Origin of the sequence: Litchfieldia salsa, assembly GCF_900104555.1 — a bacterium.
GTDB classification, from domain to species: Bacteria; Bacillota; Bacilli; order Bacillales; family Bacillaceae_L; genus Litchfieldia; species Litchfieldia salsa.
Genome location: NZ_FNJU01000008.1, coordinates 137608 through 156104, shown reverse-complemented (window position 1 = coordinate 156104; position 18497 = coordinate 137608). Strand labels below are relative to the sequence as shown.

Here is an 18497-nt window from a genome sequence, read left to right as displayed (position 1 = left end):
TTGAATCTGTTCACCTCAAGAGGAGTTTTTTAGGTTTATTTCTTCATTCACGAGACTAGTTTGGTTTGCTGAAAATAGTTTGAGAAATACGTCTACAATGTCAGGGTCAAACTGTGTTCCTTTGTTTCTATTGATTTCATTCAAGGTGTATTCCAAATCAAGTTCTTCGCGATAGATACGTCTAGATGTCATGGCGTCGAAAGTATCTGCAATGGCAACGATTCGAGATATTAAGGGAATGTCATCGCCTTTTAGTCCAAACGGATAACCTTTACCATCATATCGTTCGTGGTGATAGAGAACGATATCTAGTACACCGTTTTTATGAAAACCTTCGACATGCTTTATAATTTCATATCCGATTTTTGGATGTGCTTTAATAAATTCATATTCGTCATTAGTTAATTTGCCTGGTTTCGTTAAAATATTCTCGGGAATTCCAATCTTTCCAATATCGTGTAACAGACTTCCCATGCGGACGGTATTACATAAATCGTTGGGTAAGTTCATTGCTTTGGCTATTTTTTCAGCGTACTTTGCGACATTTTCAGAATGGTGAAGTGTATAAGTATCTCTGGAATCTAAAGCGTTTGCCAGTGCTGTCGTTAATTCTATATTATCCTTTTTCACTTTCTTGAGATTTCTCATAAATCCAGCGGATATAAAGGTAAAAAGAAGATAGGTAAACAAATAGATGATGAAGGTAAGTAGGTTGTCGTCTAATTCTGTGATAAGAAAGTATCTACACTTAACTACTAAGAGTGTGAGTAAAGTTAAGAACCATGCTGGTTTGTTATAATAACCGATTCCCAAAAAAACGACAGTGAAAATGTAGAGGATAAAGAAATGACTGTCGTTTTGAAGAATAACTCCATTCAAAAACACACTAATAATCAGAAGGATATAAAAACCATAGCGAAAGTAAACAGGATGATCCAACCACTTATTAAATATATTCAACATACCATTTACTCCTTCTGACCAGTGAATTTTTTGAAGGTAATAACCAAATAGAAGCGTATTCCTTTGCTGTCTATTCTAACACATTCAGTAATGTCGATAAATGGTTAAACTTGTAATAAATTGTCGAATTTGTATCATTTACTTTAGCAAATTGTACTAGAATTCACAAGATATACTAATAGAATATAACGATTAAAATTACTTATATAACTCTATTATTAATTACAATATGATATAATTCAGTAGGTAAAAAACCACTGATCCTCTTTGGATCCGTGTTAAATAAAGCAGGTGGACATATAAATGAAAACGCAAAGTGTAGTATATCGATGTCCCTTAGCATTAACAAATAAGGCGAAAGATAAGATACGGGAACTCGGGACGAATGAGGGCTCGTTTTTTTCGTTGGAGACATCATTTAACGTTTATATAGAAAAGTACCCAGAGACGACAGACCGTCCACTTTCAGTCGCAATATTCCTTGACAAGCAGGCGAGTGGGAGGGTATCTGTTGAAAACAATGGTCTTATAATCGTACTCCACTGTGTAGTAGAAAAGGACAGGTTCATTACGACGAATGTTACGACGAGATCAGGGCATTTGTCTGTGGAAACAAATTGGCGCCGTCCAGTACACCTCAAGTTTGATTTAACCGTACACCGTGGAGGAGCGGTTCCGTTAGATTTATTAAATTTGATTCATGAAATGCCGGTTGCACAGGAAAGCTCAGAGTATGTGAAAAAGCGGATTGCAAGCTGGGAAGGCTATTTGAAAATACAAGAGCGGTCTGCAGATATACCTGATATGATCTCACCTTATTCAGGGCTTACATTCAACCGAGATTTCAGCAGGATGACCATTAGCGGCTGTAAGTTGAATGATAAGGAGTGGAAATCACTTAAAGATTTAAGTGTCAAATTAAAAGGAATCGATCAGGATGTCGGGAAAGTCCTGAAAGCGAACCGTACTAGTCTTTCAATTGAAATAGAGCTGAATGGTTATATGGAGGATAGGGCCCGCCAGCAGCGTTTTAATTTGAAAGAAAAAGAAGTAACCTTCAGTAACTTTGCGACACTTAGCCAGGTTAAGAGACTTCGTCAAGGCTTTAGGCTTTTAGAAAATGGGCTGGCTGCTAATCCAGAGTTAGAGAGACTTCTGTTTGAAAACAAACCACCAGTAAGTATCCCAAAAAAGAGAGCAACTCTTAAGTTTCATAATCGACTGAACGAATTCCAGCAGGAAGCTGTTATAGGTGCGATGTCTGCTGAAGATTTATACGTTATTCAAGGCCCGCCTGGAACCGGAAAGACAACGGTCATTTCCGAAATTTGTTTGCAAAATGCCAGGGCTGGGCTGCGTACGCTAGTTGCTTCTCAATCCAACTTAGCGGTCGATAATGCTCTTGGCCGATTACTGGCAAATAAGGATATCCGGATTCTTCGAGTAGGCCGGACAGAGAGCATTGAAGAAGAAGGCAAAAAGTTCATTGAAGAAAATGTAGGTCAGTATTGGAAAGACCATACATTAGAAGAGGTTTCATCTCAATATGAAGCAGGTAGAACTCGAATAATTGAAATAGAGAGTGAATGGGATGAGGTTGAACAGAAGCAAAAGGAGTTAGAACCACTTCTATTAAAGACCCAGTCTGAGGTCAAAGCGAAGCAGGAAGCGGAAAAGAAGTTTAGTGAAATCCAATCCATTCTTGATGAACAAAAACAGAAGTTAGAAGTGGCTAATCATGAGAAGCAGGTTGCTGCAATCCAAGTGAGAGAGAGTCAGGAAACTCTCCATTCATTAAATGCAGCAATTGAAGACGATGAACTTTTTTTGATTCGTCATGATGACAGTGAAACCATTCAAAAAAGATGGGATGACAACGAACAAGCTATTAAAGCTTTAAGGCAAAGTATCACATGTGGAGAGTTAGAAATTAAGATGGATGAAGTAAAACAAGCCTCAGAACAAGCGAGCAGTGAATGTGAAAAATGGGCTGAGGCCATAAATCAGTTGAATGTGCTGTTTGAAAAAATTGCTGGTGTAAAAAGAGTTGATGGTTTGAAATGGATCATCCTTGAACAAAATATCAAGCGCACTTTCAAAGTTAGGGAGCTCGTTGAACAGTTGGAGGAAATTCGCGGATCAATCGATCAGCTTGAAAAATTAAAACAATATAATGATAAGTTAACTAAGGCTATCACATATGTTGAATCTCTTCTAAATCAGTACAACGTACAATTTCAGCAATTTGAGCAACGCCAACACTATGCGTATTCGGCAGTGGAGATTGATCAATTTCTAGCCGAACTGAGAAACAAGTTAACGGTTCAGAGATCAAACATCAATCCGGGCTTGCTTATGAGTTCTCTTGAAGGGTTATACAACAGAAGGGGATTTTTGGCGCAAAAAAGAGAGCGATTATTATCGTTTGATAATTATAAACGTAAGGCACAGGAAGCTTTCGGACAACTGAAGAGTGAAATTGTTGAACAGCTTCAGCAAAAGCAGAATGAAAACAAACAATTTCAGCAAAAGTGGGCAAAAACACTTCAAGTCCAAAGCAGTGAGCTTGATTCTTTGCAAAGTAAATACCGTGAAATGACAGAGTCAGCAGAAGTTATTCCTAACGCAAAAGAGATGCTACAGGAAAAAGAGGCGACAGGGATTGAGCTTAAGGAAAAGATAGAGACATATGAGGGAATTAAACAAAAGGTTGAAGACAATCTCCAAAAACGAGAGGAGGAGGTTCAACTACTTGCCTCAAAGTCGAAGGAGCTTGAACAGGTCGAGGCTCGTTTAACTCAGTTGGAACATTTGAGTCTTGAAACAGAAAAAGAACTTCTTCCCCTAAAGGAAATCCTCTCATCCCAACCTGAGAAAGAGCATGAAAAAGTATTAACTTCACTTGCTAGTCTTTCTTTTAAAAGAGAGTCGTTAAAGCAGGAAAAGTTAAAGCTCCCATTATTTCAGTCGGTTCAAGGAAAGTGGCTATCTTTACTAGAAGAAGCAAATGAACATGACCTGGATGAGATACGGAAAATTTATGTAAAGCATGCGAATGTGATTGGGACAACCTGTGTTGCTTCGGCACGAAAAGATTTTATCGACAACTACCCTGAGTTTGATGTGGTGATTATTGATGAGGTGTCAAAAGCGACTCCACCTGAACTGCTATTACCAATGTTGAAAGGTAAAAAAATCATTTTAGTTGGCGATCATCATCAGCTACCACCTCTCTTAGGAAATGATACGCTAGAAGAGACATTACAGGAAATGGCGGATGAGAGTGATGATTTTGAAGGGAAAGTGGAATTAAAAAGGCTGTTGAAAGAATCACTTTTTGAACGATTATATAAAAATTTGCCAAATAGCAATAAAACAATGCTTGCGATTCAGTACAGAATGCATGAAAAGATAATGGAGACAATTGCTCCATTTTACGAGCATGAAAGCGACAGACTACAATGTGGCTTAAATCATTCTGACTTGGAGCGAGATCATCTGCTAGAGTCTCCGCTGATTAAGCGAGACAACCACCTCTTATGGATAGATATACCGAACGAGCCAACATTTTTTGAAGAAAGAATGAAAGGTGGTAAAAGTCTGTATAATCCAGCAGAACTGAAAGAAATAAGTCGTTTGCTTTTGGAATTGGATGAGTCGACAGAACAGGCGAAACTAGCTGGAAGACTGGAAGCTAATCAGAAAAAGAGTATTGGTGTGATTAGTTTTTACGGTGAACAAGTCAAAAGGGTTGACCGATTAATCCAGCAGGAACTTAACCTAAGAAACTTAACAATTCGGACTGGAACAGTGGATAGGTTCCAGGGAATGGAGATGGATATCATTCTATTAAGCATGGTTCGTAATCATGACCATAAACAGGATGATATAGGGTTTGCCAAAGACTATCGTAGGCTAAATGTTGCTCTATCAAGAGCGAAAGAGCTACTTGTTTTAATTGGCAGTACGAAAATGTTTACTGAGCGGACAAAACAAGAGGATACGAAACGAATGTACACGCATGTGTTAAATACTACTAAGAAACAACAGGGCTTACGGATGCTACAAGAGGTGAGATAGTATGGAGAAATTAACGAAACGTTTACGGTCAAGCTTGGTTGAGAATCCTTCTATAGAAATAAAGAAGTCTGATATTTGGAGTTTACCGGTACTGACCTTAAGTGTTGAGTATAAACGGGTAAGGAAATCTAAAATGGACATCCTTATGAAAATGATGCTTCTCACCTTTGAGGAAGCGGATATTCGGCGGGCAGCGAACTTGTCGGAAATGTTGCTGGTAGAGGAACTGTTTATTGAAGATTTAATAAAAAAAATGCAAAGAACTGACTTAATTCAGATTGATAAAGGCAACTACAGGTTAACTATGAAAGGGAAAGAGCAATTAAAAAGTGGAATTGTAGAAGAGGATATGGATCTAGAAGGAACAGATGTAATATACAGTCCTAATCATGATGAATTTTGGTTAGAATTGAATGGTTCTGTTCCAAAAACAGATGAAGAGTTAACGGTGTTTCGGTATGAGAATAACGAGGATAACATCAATCATAACCGTATTTTAGAGGTTCTTTCTGAAAGCAAAAATGGCTTGGATGAAAACGGCCTTCAATTAGTAGTAGCTGATATCTTAAGCTATGAAAAACAATCGGTGCTACATGTACCTTGTCTAGAATTTCAGCTCTATCACAAAGAACAAGACATTTTCTATTCACGTGTTTGGAATACATTACTTGGACAATGGGATCATACGCTTGAAAGACAAATTGAAGAGCGTGAACTAGTCACGTGGCGAGAGAAATGGGAAATGAAAGAACCTATTAGTGAGTGAGTTGGATATTATATTCCAAAGGTGCCAGGCACCTTTGGAATACTTGTATTATTCAAATTCCTTATTAACTGTAGCTAATGCCGCACCAATGACTTGATGCATATCGTAATATTTATAAGTTGCGAGTCTGCCACCAAAAATCACTTTATCTTCATTGTCTGCTAACTCTTTATATTTCCTGTATGTTTCATTGTTTTTGTCATCATTTACTGGATAATAAGGTTCATCTCCGGGTTTCCATTCTCCCGGATATTCCTCCGTAATAACAGTAGCCTCTTGAGTACCGAACTCAAAATGCTTATGTTCAATAATACGTGTATATGGTGTTTCTTTATCTGTATAATTTACAACCGCATTTCCTTGAAAATTGTCTGTATCTTCAAGGACCTTAGTTTCGAATTGTAAACTTCTATAATCTAAGATGCCGTATTTGTAATCAAAGTATTGGTCGATCATCCCTGTATACACGACTTTTTTTGCGAGACTTTCAAATTCTTCTCGTTGTTCGAAAAAATCAACATTTAATCTAACCTCAATACCCTCTAGCATTTTTTCAATAATGCTCGTATAACCACCAATTGGGATTCCTTGATATCGATCATTAAAGTAATTATTATCATATGTGAAGCGTACAGGTAGGCGCTTAATGATAAAGGATGGGAGCTCTTTTGCTGGACGTCCCCATTGTTTTTCAGTATAGCCCTTAATTAACTTTTCATAGATGTCTGTACCTACTAAAGAGATGGCTTGTTCTTCTAGATTCTTTGGATCTGTAATGCCAGATGCTTCTTTTTGTTCTTCAATTTTTTGTTTTGCCTCACTTGGGCTGATGACACCCCATAATTTGTTAAATGTGTTCATATTAAAGGGAAGATTATACAACTCGCCTTTATAGTTGGCGACAGGGGAATTGGTATATCGGTTAAATTCCGCAAAGCTATTCACATAATCCCAAATCATTTTATTGTTTGTGTGAAAAATATGTGCCCCATATTTATGTACGTTAATGTCTTTGACTTTTTCAGTATAGACATTTCCACCTATGTGATTTCTTTTATCGATTATAAGACACGTTTTCCCTCTTTTTATTGCTTCATATGCAAATACTGATCCGAACAAGCCCGCACCAACTATTAAATAATCATACATGATGATTTTCTCCTTTTTTGTTTGTAGTTAAATTATTTATTTGATAATTTGTGTATTTTTCTATTTATTTGTTGTCATTCTTGAATATAAGCTATATCTTTATATTATTTATATAGAAACTTTTACAACTTATTTTTCCACATAAATTGTGATTTAGCAATAAGAGTTAACGATGCAGTAAATTATTAAAGCCTTAAGCTTATTCATAGGTTTACCCAATACGCACAGTGCATTCGCGCTTTTAGTGTCATTCGTACTACTAAAAAATATGCTATACTTGCTATACAATCATGCCTGTTGACAAACGAAAGGACGCAATATGAATACAGAAGCATTGGAATATTTCATAAAAGTCTATGAGAAAAAAAGTGTTACTTCCGCAGCCAAGGACTTATATATTACACCACAAGGGATGAGTAAGACCATAAAGCAACTGGAACTTGAATTAGAAACGGAACTATTTTACAGAGGCCCACGAGGGATGGAAGCTACTGAAGCGGGGGAGCTTTTACATGCAAGAGCAAAGCATCTCTGTTACCTCATGGATGACATAAAAAAAGAAATCAGTATTATAAGCGGGAAAAAGGGTGTATTAAGTGTTGTGGTTACTTACTCAACAACAACAATCCTCCCTGTAGAGTTTTTATATCGATTTTCTGAACTCAATCCAGACATTCAAATAAAGTTAAGAGAATTTCCAGATGAGTATCCTGTAGATGAGCTACTTTTTCAAGAAGAGGTCGATGTTGGCTTAGTGATGGGGAATGATGAAAATGAAGAAATTGAAAACTGTGAATTCGAGTTAATTGCATCCGGAGAAGTGGTTATTGTCGTTTCTAAAGAACATCCTCTAGCTCAGAAGGACGAGATCTCTGTCATCGATTTAGAACATGAATCTCTGGTCGTCAAAGCGGTAGGAAAAGGGAAAGATCATAGCTTTCTAATGAAATGTATTGAATACGGATATACACCGAATGTTGTTCATGAATATGGTAGTCTTATGACTGCTCATCGATTATGTGAGTCTAATGGTTTTGTCACAGTCTCAGTTGATTTTGTTGAAGAAGCGGTGAAGAATGAGAATTTAAAAGTTATTAAACTGAAGGAGAAAATCCCACAAAATATTTATCTTATTTTTAGAAAAAGAGGAATTCAATCAAAGTCAGTGTCACTGTTCCAGAGCTATGTAAAAGAAAGAATAAAGTCGTTTTGAGATATGAACCATTCAAAACGACTTTTTGTATGTATTAATATTCTCACTTTCATCTGGTATCGATTTCATAAAATGCTAAGTAGATATTAATTTACTACATTTTTATTGAGTGAAGCGTAGTCACTGGTTGGAGAGAATGCTGTTAGAACAGGCTTTTGGGGGCATGGTAAACTAAAAGTTACTACCCCCTAACTTTTGGTTGATAGCGGTTTATATATGAATAAGTTATGATTTTTTTGTAAGCGTTACATGTTCACTCCTTAAAGATAGATTGAAAACGGTTAATTATGTATACCGAGGAGTAAGAACTGTATTTATATTTGTAAGGGCTGAATTACTTTTTGTGAAATAGGGGGAGAAAGAAGATGGCAAGGAAAAAGATGAGTAAGAAAAAATTCCGTATAGTGTGGAGCTCAGTATTGAGTGTGCTGCTTGTTCTAGCTATTGGTGTAAACGTTGCCTTAGGTTATTATGCTGAAGTAATCACGGCATATTTTACAGAAATTGATATGACTAGCAGTGAAGCTATTGATGCACGTGAGGGTTCAACTGCAGTTGTAGAGAAAATAACGGATGAAGGTGTCATTCTTTTACAGAATGAAGAGAACGCTTTACCTTTAGCAGCTGGATCAAAGGTAAACGTCTTCGGCTGGAGCTTTACTGCCCCAATTTATGGTGGAACTGGTTCAGGTGGTACAGATGCAACAACTTCCATTACACCTAAAGCGGGATTTGAATCAGCAGGAATTGAGATTAATGAGGAATTATATAATGCTTATACTGCAACCGATCTTACAAGACCGGTATTAGGAATAGAAGGTCAAGACTGGACAGTTCCAGAGCCTAAGCCTGAAGAATTTTATACTGAAGACCTTTTGACTCAGGCAAAAGAATTTTCTGACACAGCTGTTATCTTTATAGCTCGTGCAGGTGGAGAAGGTGCGGATCTTCCAAAAAGTTTGTTTGGACCAGATACTTATGACATAGATGGTCTTCCACACTCACCTACCGGACAAAAATTTGGTTTTGAAGATGATCAAGATCCGAACAAACATTATCTTGAGCTTACTAACAGAGAATTAGGAATGCTAGAAGCTGTAACAGCTAACTTTAGTAACATCATTGTAGTTGTTAACAGTGCAAATACATTTGAACTTGATTGGGTAAATCAATACGAACAAATTAAGGGTGTAGTAAATATTGCTGGTCCAGGACAAACTGGATTTGGTTCTTTAGGTAAGGTGCTTTCTGGTGAGTTAAATCCATCAGGTAAAACAGTTGATATCTATGCTAAAGATGTTCTTGATGCACCTGCTGCTACCAACTTTGGTAATTTTGATTATGTTGTTGAAAATGCTGATGGAACGTATTCAACAGCAAGCGACGCTAAAGGTGTTCCGTTAAAGTATGTGGATTTAACAGAAGGTATCTATGTAGGTTACCGTTATTATGAGACAGCTGCTGAAGAGGGCGCAATCAATTATGACGAAAAGGTACTTTATCCATTTGGTCATGGTTTAAGCTATACAAGCTTTGATCAACAAGTGGTAGCTGACAGCTTAACTTGGAATGATACTGACATTACAGTTGATGTAGAGGTTACTAACACAGGTTCAGTTGCAGGTAAAGAGGTTGTGCAGCTTTATTTCACGCCACCTTACACTGGACAACTTGAAAAGTCATCTATTAATCTAGCAGCATTTGGAAAGACAGACGTACTTGAACCAGGTGAGTCTGAGGTAGTTACACTAACTTTCAAAGTAGAAGAAATGGCATCTTATGATGACCAAAAATTATATACTGCTGATGGTGGATATGTACTTGAAGCAGGCGAATATAAACTTATGTTAATGAAAAACTCTCATGAGAAAATTGCTGATGTGGGAACACAAACACTTTCAGAAGTCGTTTATGATTCTGGACGTTCTACAGATCAACAAGTAGCAGTAAATCAATTTGATGAAGAAGTTACAGGCGAAGGAAGTATTGACACATATCTTTCCAGAGCTGATGGTTTTGCAAATCTAAATGAAATTGATCAAAATGAAACTTTTACAGTTACAAATGAAGATGGAACAACTAAAGAGGTAGTAGGTACATTAGTAGACTCGGCATTTGTTGATATGGTTAATAGCAAGCGCTATGACGTGCCAGCTGATACACATGATGAAGCGCCAACTACAGGTGCAGACAATGGATTAGAGTTACCTGACTTTACAGGTGTGGCTTTTGATGATGAAAGCTGGGAGCCTTTACTAGATCAATTAACTGTTGCAGACTTAGTTAAAATCGTTTCAAACGGTGGTTATAAGACAGCTGAAATCGCATCTGTTGGAAAACCAGCTACAGCAGATTACGATGGACCTGCAGGTATAAGTAACTTCATTTCTGCTAATCCAGTTTATGGTATTCCATTCCCTGCAGCAGTAATGCTTGCATCTACTTGGAATCTAGACCTTGCTCTTGAGATGGGTGAAGCAATTGGTGTTGAAGCTAAGGCTTACGGCATAACTGGTTGGTATGCTCCAGCGATGAATATTCACCGGACAGCATTTGCAGGAAGAAACTTTGAGTATTATTCAGAGGACCCATTCCTTTCAGGTAAAATGGCAGCTGCTAAGGTTGAGGGTTACCAAAGTCAAGGTGGATTTGTTTATGCAAAACACTTTGCTTTAAATGATCAAGAACAAAATCGTACGCTTGGTGTCTTAACTTGGGGTAATGAACAATCAATCCGTGAAATTTACTTGAAACCTTTTGAGATTTCAGTTAAAGAAGGCGGAGCAAAAGGTATGATGTCTTCATTTAATAGCATTGGTGATGTATGGGCTGGTGCAGATGAGAGCTTACTTACAGAAGTATTACGTAATGAGTGGGGCTTTAAAGGGGTTGTTAACACAGACTTCTATATCCTAGACGCATATCCGTACATGAATGCTGAACTTGCTGTACGTGCTGGTAATGATATCCTTCTGACTGGTGTTGCACCATATGGTGTTCCAGAGTTTAACACAGACAGTAATGATACATTATGGGCAATGAGAGATGCTGCGAAAAATGTCTTATATAATGTAGCAAACAGCAGCGCAATCGATGATGGCTTAAGTACAGATAAACCACAATGGGTTGTTAACACAATCATCATTGATAGTATTGTAGGTTTAGGAATTCTTCTTGGTTTCTTCTTTACATTCCGCAATAGCAGAAAAAGAGAAGATGTTGAAGAAGTTGCCAACATATCTGGAAAATAAGTGTAAATAGATTAACAAAAATATATTTTGGCGGTACTTCCATAAGGGGTACCGCTGAAATTGTAAATGAGGCATAGATATGAAGTACAAAGACTTAATCAATAAGATGACACTAGAAGAAAAAGCATCATTAATGTCAGGAAAAGACTTCTGGCAAACACAAGATATTGAGAGACTTGGAATAAATAATATATTTCTTGCTGATGGACCTCATGGTATTAGAAAACAAGCAGAGGCTGCAGACCATCTAGGACTAAATGCAAGTCTTCCAGCAACATGTTTTCCAACTGCTGCAACTGTAGCCAATAGTTGGAACGTGGAACTAGGCGAAAAAATTGGTAAATACTTAGGTGAAGAGGCAGTTGCACAGAAAGTTAATGTCTTGCTAGGGCCTGGTATTAATATGAAAAGAGATCCTTTATGTGGACGTAACTTTGAATATTTCAGTGAAGATCCATATCATGCAGGTAAAATGGCTGCAGGCTATATCAAAGGAATTCAGTCACATGGAATATCAGCATGTGTAAAGCATTTTGCTGTTAATAATCAAGAGGAAAGACGTATGTCTATTGACACGATTGTTGATGAAAGAGCTCTTAGGGAAATATATCTAACGGGCTTTGAAATTGCAGTTAAAGAAGGTAAAACAAAGACTGTTATGTCTTCTTATAATATGCTCAATGGTACGTACACAAATGAAAATATTCATTTAATGCAGGAAATTCTACGTAATGAATGGGAATATGATGGAGTAGTTGTAACCGACTGGGGCGGTAGTAATGACCGTGTGGCAGGATTAATTGCAGGAAATGAGTTAGAAATGCCAACTACTGCAGGGGAGACCAACTTAGAAATTATTCAAGCCATTAAAAATGGAGAAATCTCAGAAGAAGTATTGGATGTATGTGTTGATCGACTGTTGGACCTCATTTTTTCAACAGAGGAAGTTTTTAGCAAGCCTTACAAAAAGGATTTTGATTTAGAAGATCACCACAGAGTAGCACAGGAAGTTGCAGAAGAATCAATTGTTCTTCTTAAAAACGAAGGAAATATCTTGCCGCTGAAAACGGGTGTGAAAGTTGCTACAATCGGAGAATTTGCGAAGGAGGCACGCTATCAAGGAGCTGGTTCTTCAATCGTTAATCCTACTAAGTTAGATAATACCTTGGATTGTTTAGAGGAAACAGGGTTTGTTAATATAGGCTTTGAAGCTGGATTTGAACGTTATGGAAAGAAGAATCAGAAAAAGATAGATCATGCATGTGCGCTTGCAAAAAAAGCAGATGTTGTTCTTTTATATATTGGTCTAGATGAAGCAACTGAGGCTGAAGGGCTAGATCGACAAAGTATGAAAATTCCTGAGAATCAAATCGATTTATTAAATGCAGTATATGAAGTAAATCAAAATATTATTGTCATTCTTTCTTCTGGTGCTGCTGTTGAAATGCCGTGGATTAATAAAGTAAAAGGACTTATACATGGATATTTAAGTGGCCAGGCAGGGGCTAAAGCAATTCTAAGAGTGTTAACAGGAGAGGTTAATCCTTCTGGAAAATTAGCTGAAACTTACCCAATTCGTTATGAAGATACACCAGCATACCACCAGTTCCCAGGTAAAGAAGTGAGTGTTGAATATAGAGAAGGAATCTTTATTGGCTATCGCTATTATGATACAGCAAATGTAAATGTGCTCTTTCCATTTGGCTATGGACTAAGTTATACATCTTTCGAATATTCCAACATGGAAGTTGATAAAGATGGTGTGAGTTTCCAAATTACAAACACTGGAGATATGGCAGGAAATGAAGTAGCGCAACTATATGTTGGTTGTGAATCTACAGATATATTTAGACCAAGTAAGGAATTAAAAGGGTTTGTGAAGGTTGCGCTTAATGCTGGAGAGACAAAGCGAGTGACCATTAGTTTTGATGATAAAACATTCCGTTATTTTAATGTAAAAACAAATAACTGGGAAATAGAAGAAGCAGAATATAAATTAATGATTGGTGCGTCAAGCGCGGACATTAAATTAGACGATACTTTGTTTGTAGAGGGTACAGGAGCTCCACTTCCTTACGAAAAGGATCAACTCTCATCTTATTATTCTGGTAAGGTAAACACTGTTGATCAGGATGAATTTGAACGTCTGCTTGAAAGAAAGGTGCCTGTAGCTACATGGGATCGTTCCCAACCCCTTGGTTATAACGATACGATTGCTCAGTGTGAGTATGCAAAGGGAGTATTTGCTAGGTTTGCTTATAAGGTAATAGTTTTCGCTTATTGGTTCCTAAGAAAAATAGGGAAAAGAAGTACGGCGAACATTATTATGATGTCGATCTATCATATGCCGTTCAGAGGTGTGGCGAGAATGACTGGCGGTGTGATTAATATGCCGATGTTGGATGGGATATTAATGATGGTAAATGGTCACTTCTTTAAAGGCTTGAGTCATTTACTGAAAGAGAGAAGTAAAATGATGAAGTTTACAAAAAGCCAACAAATTACACTAGATAAAGCAACAAAGGAGATGTAAAATGAGTAAGGTAAACAAAATTGCTAACGGCCCGCTAGGTTTTTGGACTAGATATAAAGAGAAGCACCCAAACACTGCGCAGTTTTTAGTATTCTTTATGCTTAGTAATGGGATAACGGTGTTACAACTTGTTCTAATGCCTGCTTTTAAAAGTATTTTTGCTCAAACATCTCTAGTTAGTACTAGTTTTCAAGTTTTGCAGTTTGGTCAAAACTTTGATGGTAGCCCTTATTATATATTCGACTATGCAGCAGGTGCACTTTCAGCAGGTGGTGGAGGTGGGCTAGCCTACTTCCTTGCCGTTCAATTAACAATCGCAATTGCTCAAATTATAAACTTTTTTGCACAAAGAAGTATTACATTTAAATCAAACAGTAATATTTGGAGAGCTGCCTTTTGGTATGTTATTGCTTATATTTTAATTACGATAGGTGCTGCTGCAGCTCAAGGATTTTACAAAGCCCCAATCTATAATTTATTAATGAATACGTGGGGTATGGGGTCATTTGGAGAAACAACTGCTGACATGATTACGATGATCATTAACAGTGCGATTTCGTTCTGGGTGTTCTTCCCAATTTTTAAACTTATTTTCAAACAAGAACCTGAAAATCAGGATGTAAAGGTAGTGTGAGAATGAAATTATTATCAGTAGTTATCCCTTGCTATAATTCACAGGATTATATGAAATATTGCATAGAATCCCTTTTACCAGGAGGGGAAGACGTAGAGTTACTGATAGTGAATGACGGCTCCGTTGATAAGACTGCAAATATTGCAGATGAATATGCAAAAAGATATCCAACCATTGTCAAAGCAATTCACCAAGAAAACGGTGGACATGGGGAGGCTGTGAATGCCGGCATTCGTCATGCATCTGGCTTATATTTTAAAGTTGTTGACAGTGATGATTGGGTTGATATTAGAGCCTACCTGAAAATCTTAGAAACATTAAGAGATTTAGTTCAACAAGAAAAGTCAGTTGATATGGTGATCAGTAATTTCGTCTATGAAAAAGAAGGCACAAGATATAAGAAAGTGATGAAGTATGATAATGTTCTTCCGGAAGGGACGATTTTCACATGGAATGACATAAAGTCTTTCCGAAAAGGACAATATATTTTGATGCATTCTGTCATCTATAGAACACAGTTGCTTAGAGATTGTGGACTAGAACTACCGAAGCATACTTTTTATGTTGATAATTTGTATGTATATACACCGCTTGAACATGTAAAATCGATTATTTATGTCAATGTTGATTTTTATCGATATTTCATTGGTCGAGAAGACCAGTCAGTTCAAGAGAATATTATGATTAGAAGAATTGATCAGCAGATCAAAGTTAATAAACTTATGATCGAACAAGTAGATTTAGAGAAGGTTCATCATCCTATGTTACGTGACTATATGCTTAGACATTTAGAAATCGTTACGGTCGTTTCTACGATTTTATTAATACGTTCCGGAACAGCCGAAAATCTTAAAAAGAAGAAAGAGTTATGGCTCTATATAAAAAATAATGATATTGAGCTATATCATTCTCTTAAATATGGTCTTATGGGTGGATTAATTAATTTACCAGGTCGAGCTGGACGTAGTATATCTGTAGGTGCATATAAAATCTCTCAAAGATTAGTAGGATTTAATTAACTTAAATTAATTATTTATCATATTTAAAGAGGATGTCCAATGAGTGTGTTAAGCACAGAAGGGATGTCCTCTATTTTTATTTTCGTAATGTTATTTCCAGATAATGATGAGAGGATAGGATGTAATCGCTTCAATAGAATCTTACCATATCAAGGAAAATAATGGAATCGATTACTAGGATCTGAAATTGATTTCCTTTTATTAGTGAAAATCCACTGTATGTATAGTAGAATATTTTTTATAGTGAATTTGTTGTTTAAATCTAATTTTAAAAAATAACTGTATCAGTGGTAGTTTTTTAGAGTACCACCTCAAAATACAAAAGAGGAATAGAGATGAAATATAAAGAACTAATTGCAAAGATGACGTTAGAAGAGAAAGCGTCGTTAATGTCAGGGAAAGATTTTTGGCAATCGCAGGATATAGAACGTCTTGGAATTAGCAGTATATTTTTTGCTGATGGACCTCATGGTATTAGAAGACAGGCTGTAGCGGCTGATAAACTGGGCCTTAACGAAGGAAACCCAGCTACATGTTATCCAACAGCAGCTACTGTTGCAAATAGTTGGAATGCTGAACTAGGAGAAAAAGTAGGAGAATATCTTGGCGAAGAGGCGATTGCTCAAAAAGTTAATGTCCTATTGGGTCCTGGTGTTAACATGAAAAGAAATCCATTATGTGGCAGAAATTTCGAGTATTTCAGTGAGGATCCATACCTAGCTGGAAAAATGGCTGCAAGTTATATCAGAGGAATTCAATCACAAGGCATTGCGGCTTGTGTAAAGCATTTTGCAGCAAATAATCAAGAAGAAAGACGGATGTCTATTGATACGATTGTCGATGAAAGAACACTTCGGGAGATTTATTTAACTGCATTTGAAATTGCAGTCAAGGAAGGTCAGACTAAGTCGATCATGTCTTCTTACAATAAGCTAAATGGTACTTATACAAATGAAAACCTCCACTTAATGCAAGATATCCTCCGTGGTGAATGGAATTATAAAGGAACGGTTATTACGGATTGGGGAGGAAGTAATGATCGTATAGCAGGGTTGATTGCTGGTAATGAGTTGGAAATGCCAACAACGGCTGGAGAGACAGATGCAGAAATTGTAGAGGCTATTAAAAGTGGAAAAATCAAAGAAGAAGTACTTGATGAATGTGTAGACCGATTACTAGATCTAATATTTACAACAGAGAAAGTGTATAAAAAACCTCAATCTGAGTTTGATATAGAGCGACATCATAGAGTGTCACAGAAGGTTGCTGAAGAATCAATCGTTCTTCTTAAAAATGAAGGTAATATTTTACCGTTAAGGTTTGGCAAAAAGGTTGCCGTCATTGGAGATTTTGCTCAAGATGCAAGATATCAAGGAGCAGGGTCTTCGATCGTCAATCCAACCATTTTAGATCATACCCTCTATTGCTTTGAGGAATCAGGAATTGTAAGTATCGGGTACGAACCAGGCTTTGAACGATATGGGAAGAAGAGTCAAAAATTGATAGATGATGCATGTGCTCTTGCGGAGAAGGCAGATGTTATTCTGCTATACCTTGGTCTAGATGAAGCGACTGAAGCTGAAGGGTTAGATAGGCATAGTATGAAGATTCCGGAGAATCAGATTGAATTATTAGATGCTATATATGAAGTGAATAAGGATATTGTGTTAATTCTTTCATGTGGGTCAGCAGTGGAAATGCCATGGATTGATAAAGTAAGAGGAGTATTACATGGATATTTAGGTGGACAGGCTGGAGCACGAGCAATCCTAAGAGTTCTGTCAGGGGATGTGAATCCTTCAGGGAAATTGGCTGAAACCTATCCACTCCACTATGAGGACACACCTTCCTATCGCAATTTCCCTGGTGGGGAAGCTAGCGTAGAATATAGAGAAGGAATGTATATTGGTTATCGGTATTATGATACGGCGAATGTTAATGTACTGTTTCCTTTTGGTTATGGATTAAGTTATACAACCTTTGAGTATTCCGATCTTCAGGTTAATAAAGATGGAGTAAAGTTTAAAATAACAAACTCTGGTAAAATTGCTGGAATGGAAATTGCACAGCTTTATGTGGGCTGCAAATCTGATGAGATATTCAGACCTAAAAAGGAATTAAAAGGCTTTGATAAAATTTTCATAAATGCGGGCGAATCGAAAACGGTTTATATCCCTTTTGATGACAAAGCATTCCGTTATTTTAACGTTAAGACAAATCAATGGGAAATAGAAGAAGCTGAATATACAATCATGATTGGTGCTTCAAGCATTGATATTAGGTTGGTGGACACTATTTTTGTGGAAGGGACAGGAGCACCAATTCCATATGATAAGAAGTTACTACCATCCTACTATTCTGGGTTAGCACACAATGTCAGTGTAGAAGAATTTGAAACTTTGATGGGCCGCAAAGTTCCTGTTTCTACATGGGATCGAACAAAGCCGCTTGGCTATAATGATACGATTGCACAGTGTCAGTATGCCAAAGGATTAATAGCAAGAATGGTCTATCATTTAATCTTATTTTCATATTGGTTCCTAAGAAAGATTGGAAAAAGAAATGCGGCAAATATCATCATGATGTCGATTTATAATTTGCCGTTTAGAGGAATTGCCAGGCTGACTGGTGGACTTGTTAATATGCCAATGTTAGATGGAATTTTGATGATTGTAAATGGAAATACTTTTAAAGGTTTGAACCATGTGTTTAAGGAAAGAAGAAAGATGTTAAAGATTTCAAATGCGAAGTTAAATAGTTAAAATTAAGTAGTAATTCACACATTGGTGAATTGCTACTTTTTCTTTAGACAAGGAACATATTCAATTTAGTGTTAGATCTTTATTAGACAAAACGGTCGGAATCGGGAAAGAGTTTGTTCGATAGGAG

The 18497-nt window shown here is 36.9% G+C and carries 10 protein-coding genes; 8 read left to right on the top strand and 2 right to left on the bottom strand.

The window, feature by feature from the left end; translation table 11 throughout:
* Positions 1-15 precede the first annotated feature (15 nt).
* Positions 16-963 (bottom strand): HD-GYP domain-containing protein, encoded by a 948-nt coding sequence (locus BLQ56_RS15695; RefSeq protein WP_090856346.1) that lies wholly within the window; start codon positions 961-963, stop codon positions 16-18.
* A gap of 303 nt (positions 964-1266) precedes the next feature.
* Between BLQ56_RS15695 and BLQ56_RS15690 the strand changes: the two genes are divergently transcribed.
* Positions 1267-5043, top strand: coding sequence for a DEAD/DEAH box helicase (locus BLQ56_RS15690; RefSeq protein WP_090856343.1), 3777 nt, complete (start codon positions 1267-1269; stop codon positions 5041-5043).
* A gap of 1 nt (position 5044) precedes the next feature.
* A complete protein-coding gene (locus BLQ56_RS15685; protein ID WP_090856340.1) occupies positions 5045-5809 on the top strand; it encodes a hypothetical protein in 765 nt (254 codons plus the stop codon).
* 48 nt (positions 5810-5857) lie between these two features.
* Here the strand turns inward: BLQ56_RS15685 and glf are convergent, their stop codons facing one another.
* Positions 5858-6958 carry a UDP-galactopyranose mutase gene (gene glf / locus BLQ56_RS15680; RefSeq protein WP_090856337.1) on the bottom strand — a complete coding sequence of 367 codons (1101 nt, stop codon included), beginning with the start codon at positions 6956-6958 and terminating at the stop codon, positions 5858-5860.
* 319 nt (positions 6959-7277) lie between these two features.
* On the opposite strand from glf, the gene BLQ56_RS15675 reads away from it, so the two are divergent.
* From BLQ56_RS15675 to BLQ56_RS15650, 6 genes are all read left to right on the top strand, one after another.
* Positions 7278-8171: a LysR family transcriptional regulator gene (locus BLQ56_RS15675; RefSeq protein ID WP_090856334.1), complete on the top strand. Its 894-nt coding sequence runs from the start codon at positions 7278-7280 to the stop codon at positions 8169-8171.
* Between the two features lie 365 nt (positions 8172-8536).
* Positions 8537-11422: a glycoside hydrolase family 3 N-terminal domain-containing protein gene (locus tag BLQ56_RS15670; RefSeq protein ID WP_090856331.1), complete on the top strand. Its 2886-nt coding sequence runs from the start codon at positions 8537-8539 to the stop codon at positions 11420-11422.
* 79 nt (positions 11423-11501) lie between these two features.
* On the top strand, positions 11502-13955 hold the full coding sequence (locus tag BLQ56_RS15665; protein ID WP_090856329.1) for a beta-glucosidase: 2454 nt from the start codon (positions 11502-11504) through the stop codon (positions 13953-13955).
* Position 13956: 1 nt separating this feature from the next.
* Positions 13957-14589, top strand: coding sequence for a hypothetical protein (locus BLQ56_RS15660; RefSeq protein ID WP_090856326.1), 633 nt, complete (start codon positions 13957-13959; stop codon positions 14587-14589).
* 2 nt (positions 14590-14591) lie between these two features.
* Positions 14592-15608, top strand: a complete 1017-nt coding sequence (locus BLQ56_RS15655) for a glycosyltransferase family 2 protein (RefSeq protein ID WP_090856323.1) — start codon at positions 14592-14594, stop codon at positions 15606-15608.
* A 335-nt stretch (positions 15609-15943) separates the two neighbouring features.
* On the top strand, positions 15944-18370 hold the full coding sequence (locus BLQ56_RS15650; RefSeq protein ID WP_090856320.1) for a beta-glucosidase family protein: 2427 nt from the start codon (positions 15944-15946) through the stop codon (positions 18368-18370).
* The last annotated feature ends 127 nt before the right edge of the window (positions 18371-18497 follow it).